The sequence below is a fragment of the Rhizobacter sp. P2_H2 genome (assembly GCF_056403375.1).
Window position 1 is genome coordinate 1 of record NZ_JBFUFP010000274.1, and the last position, 5,770, is coordinate 5,770.

Below are 5,770 nucleotides of genomic sequence, written 5' to 3' on the forward strand. Positions count from 1 at the left end.
GGCCTCGAGCCTGTCGATGGCGCGCCAGTTGCCTTCGTACGGCAGGTTGCGGATCAGGCTGTTCCTGCCGGTCAGCGCCGCCTTGAACACACCGGTCAGCATCGTGTTCGGCGCCATGTTCTTCTCGACATCCCAGCTGCGCCACTTCGATTCGATCGTCGCGTACGAATCGGTCGCGACGTTCGGCGTGTTGGCGCTGGCGTTGGTGCTGTTGTAGAGCGCCCAGTTGCCGACGTTGGTGCCCTTGTAGGTCCAGCTCGTCCAGTGCCAGCCGGCCGCGTTGTACTTGCCCAGCGCGTAGTCCCAGCTGCTCTGCAGGTTGAACAGCATGAACTCGCCGACGTAGTGCGGCACGTTGTACGACAGGTACTGCTTCTCCTGCGCGATCTTGCTGTCGGTGAAGCTCGCCTGCGCCTGGTAGTTCGAGTCGTTGCCCCAGTTGTAGTAGTGGAACTCGTAGATCACGTTGGTCCAGCCGTAGTCCGACGGCCGGGTGATCGCGGTCCAGTCCCAGATGCCTTCCATGATCACGATGTGGTTCGGGTCGACCGCACGGATCTCGTTGTAGAAGCGGTTGTACATGTCCAGCACCGGGCGCGTCGCCGGTGACGGGTAGCTCAGCGACGGCTCGTTCAGCAGGTCGTAGCCGGCGACGGTCGGCTCGTTGCGAAAGCGCGTGGCGAGCTCGCGCCAGAACGTCAGCGCCTGGTTCTGGAACGTCGTGTTGTTCCACAGCTGGCCCGAGCCGCCGATGCGCCCGCTGTGGTCGGCCCCGTTCTGCGAACCCGGCGCGCCGTGCAGGTCGAGGATCACGTACAGGCGGTACTTCTTCGCCATCGCCACCACCCACTCGATGCGGCGGAAGTCGATCCTGCCGGCGGCATCGCGCTTCCACGAACCATCCTCGTTCATGTGGTTCAGGTAGTAGATCGGCAGGCGCACCGCGCTCATGCCGAGCTCGCTGAGGATCCTGAAGTCCTTCTCCTGCAGGTAGCTGTCCTGGTAGGCGTTGATCAGCGCATCGCGGCCCGCATCGCCGAAGCGCTGGCTCAGCGTCTTGCGCATCGTGTAGTCGTCGCTCGCACCGGCGAGCGGCGACATCCACGTCTCGTGCACCTGCCAGCCGCCGAGGTTCACGCCGCGCAGGTAGATCGGGTCGCCGGTGCCGTTCTGGTTGCGCACCAGGCGGCCGTCGACCTTCAGGAAACTGCTGTGGGCGGCGGCGGTGCCGGCCAGCACGAGGGCAGCCACGGGCAGCAGGGCAAACCGCGAGGCAAGGCGTGAAAGGAGTTTCATGGTCGGACTGGAGTGGAAGAAAGTGGAAACGTTTCCAGTCCGGGATTCTTCGGGGCCGGGGCGCGGATCATCCTCGGGCAAACCCTCGATCGGGCGGCGGGGTTGTCACCGCCTGCAACCGTGGCGTCAGCGGTGCGTGAGCTGCAGCGTGCCGGCCGGTCCGGGCGTGACGGTGATCGCGCCGTAGCCCGGCAGTTGCGGGTGCAGTGTTGCGATTGGATGCGTGTGCGTGGCGGTGATCACGACGATCGCGGCGCCCGCCGCCTCGGCGGCCGCGATGCCGGCCGGCGCGTCCTCGAAGACGAGGCAGGCCTCGACCGCCACGCCCAGCCGCTGCGCCGCGAGGCGGAAGCCATCGGGGGCCGGCTTGCCGTTCACCACATCGTCCGCGGTCACGATCACGGCCGGCAGCGGCAGGCCCGCGGCCTCGATGCGGCGCAGCGCGAGCGCGCGCGGCGCCGAGGTGACGATGGCCCAGCGATCGGCCGGCAACGCGGCCAGGAAGGCAGCGGCACCGGCGATCGCATCGATGCCGGCCACGTCGTCGATCTCGCGGCGCGTGATCTCGTCGGCCTCGGCTTGCGCGTCGACACCGGGCAGCGCGAGCTGGCGGATCGTCTCCACCGCACGCCGGCCGTGGATGGTCGGCAGGAAGGCGGCGACGTCCAGCCCGTGCCGCGCCGCCCAGCCGGCCCAGACCCGCTCGGCTGCCGCGATCGAGCTGAGGATCGTGCCGTCCATGTCGAACAGGAAGGCGGCGAAGCGGCGGTCGGCGTACGGCGGGGTCATGGCGGCCCTGGGACTCGTGGAAGGAGCCCCAGGGTAACGCGTGTGGCCGCGGTCTCAGCCGCCGAGCGCCCGCGCCACCAGCGCCTGCTGCTGCCGCTGGTGCACCGCCTGCGACGACACCGCGCCGGCCGCCGTCACCGCGCGCGACACCTCGCTCAGCACGGCCCCGCGCGGGCAGGCCTCGGCGAGATCGTCGCGCACGAACGCCCAGGCGCCCTGGTTGCGGGTTTCCTCCTGCGCCCACACCAGCTCGCGCAGCTGCGGATAGCGCTGCAGCACCGCGACCAGCCCGGCCTGCGGGAACGGGTACAGCTGCTCGAGYCGCACGATCGCGACATCGTTGCGGCCCTGCGCCACGCGGGCGCTGTGCAGGTCGTAGTACAGCTTGCCGCTGCAGAGGATGACGCGCGTCACCTGCGACGCATCGGCCGCCGCGGCGTCGTCGAGCACCGGCTCGAAACCACCCGTCAACAGCTCGCCGACCGTCGAATGCGAGGCCGATTCGCCGTACAGCACCGCCTTCGGTGTCATCACGACCAGCGGCTTGGCCTGCTCATCGAGCGCCTGCCGGCGCAGCAGGTGGAACCACTGTGCCGAGGTCGACGGGAAAGCCACGCGCAGGTTGTCGCCGCCGCACAGCTGCAGGAAGCGGCCGAGGAAGGCGTTCGAATGCTCCGGCCCGACCCCTTCGTAACCGTGCGGCAGCAGCAACGCGAGCGCCGAGCGGCAGCCCCACTTCGCTTCGCCGGCGCTGATGTACTGGTCGACGTACACCTGCGCGCCGTTGACGAAGTCGCCAAACTGCGCCTCCCAGATCGTCAGGCCGCGGCCTTTGCTGCCGCTGCCTTGCGCGCCGGCCTCCACGCTGTAGCCGTACTCGAAGCCGAGCACCGCCTCTTCCGACAGCACCGAGTTGACGATGTCGAAGCGCGCACCGCCTGCTGCGACCTGCTGCAGCGGCGTGAACTCGCCGGCCCCCGTCGCCGCCTGGTTGTGCCAGACCGCATGGCGGTGCATGAAGGTGCCGCGGCGCACGTCCAGGCCCGACACGCGCACGTCGGTGCCGGCGCCGAGCAGCGAGGCATAGGCCATGTTCTCGGCGAAGCACCAGTCGATGCGCGCAGCGTCGCTGCCCGCCGCATGCGACCACTGCTGCACCAGCGTGTGAATCGCCGGGTGCGGCTGGAAGCCGCCCGGCAGCGCGGTCATCGCCGCCACCGCCGCCTGCAGGCGCTCGCGCGACCAGGCCGCGTGCGGCTGCGCTTCGCCGGCCACGACGGTGTTCGCCGCCGTCCCGGCTGCACCCGCGGGCTGCCTGGCCGAGAACGCCTCGATCGCCGCGGCACGCCCGGCGGCGATGTAAGACGCCATCTCCGGCTCGCTCGCCATCCCGGCCGCCACCAGCGCCGCGCCATGCACCTCGACGACCGAGGGCTTCAGCTCGGCGCGCGGGTAGGTGYCGGGGCTGCTCAACGCCGGCATGTCGTGCTCGGAATGGCCGAGCCGGCGGTAGCCGATCAGGTCGATCACGATGTCGGTGCCGAACTGCGCGCGGTACGCCAGCGCGATCTGCGCGGCGCGCTGCAACTGCTCGGGTGCATCGGCATTCACGCGCAGCACCGGCGCGTCCGCCATGCGTGTCACGTCGGTGCAATAGCGTGCGGCCTGCGCGTCCATCGCGTTCGGTTCGGTGAAGCCGAGCTGGTTGTTGATGATCACATGCACCAGGCCGCCGACCGCATAGCCCGGCTTCTGCGTCACCGCGAGCGTCTCCATCACGACGCCCTGCCCCGCGAACGCGGCGTCGCCGTGCAGCACGATCGCCATCGCGTGGCTGTCGCCGCCACGCACCTGGCTCGCGCGCGCCATGCCGGCCACGACCGGGTACACGCTCTGCAGGTGCGAGGGGTTGTGGGCCAGCGTCAGCGCGATCTCGCCGTGCCGCGTCGCGATGCGGCGGCGGCCGCCCAGGTGGTAGACGAGGTCGAGGTGCTGCTGCGGATCGTGCGCCTGCGGATCGAGGTAGTCCATCACCTCGCCCGCCGGCAGGCCCAGCAGGTTGACCAGCACGTTGACACGGCCGCGGTGCGGCATGCCCATGAACACCTCGGCGACGCCGTGCGATGCAGCGCGTTCGAGCAGCGCATCGAGCAGCGGCAGCAAGGCCTCGCAGCCTTCGAGCGAGAAGCGCTTGCCATGCGGAAAACGGCGCGCCAGGTGGTGCTCCCAGGCTTGCACCTGGATCAGGCGGTCGAGCAGCCCGGTGTCCGGCGACGTGGCCGCCGGCAAGGCTTCCATGCGGGCCTGCAGCCACGCGCGGCGCGCGTCGTCGCGCACGGCCGACGCATCCAGCGCGAGCGGTCCGCAGTACGCGGCCTTCAAGCGCCGGTCGAGCTCATGCGCATCGCGCGCGCCGAGCCACGGGGTTTCGTCATGCGTCAACGCATCGCCCGGCGACAGCCCGAAGCGCTGCAGCGACAGGCCCTGCACGTCGAGCGGCCGCGACAACCCGAGCGGGTCGAGCGCCGCATGGCGGTGCCCGTGCGCGCGGTGTGCCTCGACGAAGCGGTGGACTTCCGGCGTGAGCCGGGCCGGACGCAGCTGTGCGTCCTCGTGAAACGAAGTGATCAAGATTCCGTCCTCCCTGACAGAAAGGTGATGGAGATGTACTGCGCGGAACTGAACAGGACGGGTCAGCACTCTGGTGGTGCCTGCCGTCCGATCGACCGTCTCCTCTCACACCGCGCCACGGATGGCGCGGCCTCACTGGATCCCGGAATCTCGCGTCGTCAAAGGGCGAACGAGCGGACCACGTGCGTCAGCTGCTTCGCCTGGTCCTGCAGCGCGCGTGCCGAGGCGGTGCCCTGCTCGACCATCGCCGCATTGCGCTGCGTGGAATCGTCCATCTGCAGGATCGCGCTGTTGACCTGCTCGATGCCCATGCTCTGCTCGCGGCTTGATGCGCTGATCTCGGCCACGATCTCGCTGACGCGCTTGATGCTGCTGACGACCTGCTTCATCGTCACGCCGGCCTGCTCGACCATCTTGCTGCCCTCGTCGACCTGGTTGACCGAGGCGTCGATCAGCGACTTGATCTCCTTGGCGGCCGTCGCGCTGCGCTGCGCGAGGCTGCGCACCTCGCTGGCCACCACTGCAAAGCCGCGGCCCTGCTCGCCGGCGCGCGCCGCTTCCACGGCGGCGTTCAGCGCCAGGATGTTGGTCTGGAACGCGATGCCGTCGATCACGCCGATGATGTCGGCGATCTTCTTCGACGAGGTCGAGATCGTGCTCATCGTGTCGATGACCTGGCCGACCACCTGGCCGCCCTGCGTCGCGACGGTCGAGGCCGACATCGCCGACTGGTTGGCCTGGCCCGCGCTGTCGGCGCTGAGCTTGACGGCCGCGGTCAGCTGCTCCATCGCCGACGCCGTCTGCTCCAGCGCACTCGCCTGCTGCTCGGTGCGTGCCGACAGGTCGGTGTTGCCCTGCGACACCTCGTGCGCCGCGGTGGAAATCGTGTCGGCGCCGGTGCGCACCTCGGAGACGATGCGGTGCAGGCTGTCGACCATGTGCTGCAGCGCCAGGATCAGCCGACCCACCTCATCCTTGCTGTGCACCTCGACCTTGTAGGTCAGGTTGCCTGCGGCGACCGACTCGGCCAGTTCGATCGCGCGCTGGATAGGGT

The 5,770-nt window shown here is 69.5% G+C and carries 4 protein-coding genes; all 4 read right to left on the reverse strand.

Going from position 1 to position 5,770, the window contains the following annotated elements; translation table 11 throughout:
• Window positions 1-1,251 (reverse strand): glycoside hydrolase family 5 protein (locus AC1D15_RS15610; RefSeq protein ID WP_477826686.1); only part of this gene is annotated, 1,251 nt, incomplete at its 3' end.
• Window positions 1,252-1,422: 171 nt separating this feature from the next.
• The gene (locus tag AC1D15_RS15615; RefSeq protein ID WP_477826687.1) at window positions 1,423-2,085 is read right to left on the reverse strand and encodes an HAD-IA family hydrolase; all 663 of its coding nucleotides are present in this window, start codon (window positions 2,083-2,085) and stop codon (window positions 1,423-1,425) included.
• Window positions 2,086-2,139: 54 nt separating this feature from the next.
• On the reverse strand, window positions 2,140-4,716 hold the full coding sequence (locus AC1D15_RS15620) for a 2-oxoglutarate dehydrogenase E1 component (protein ID WP_477826688.1): 2,577 nt from the start codon (window positions 4,714-4,716) through the stop codon (window positions 2,140-2,142).
• Window positions 4,717-4,874: 158 nt separating this feature from the next.
• Window positions 4,875-5,770: methyl-accepting chemotaxis protein (locus AC1D15_RS15625; RefSeq protein WP_477826689.1), on the reverse strand; the 896-nt coding region annotated here is incomplete at its 5' end.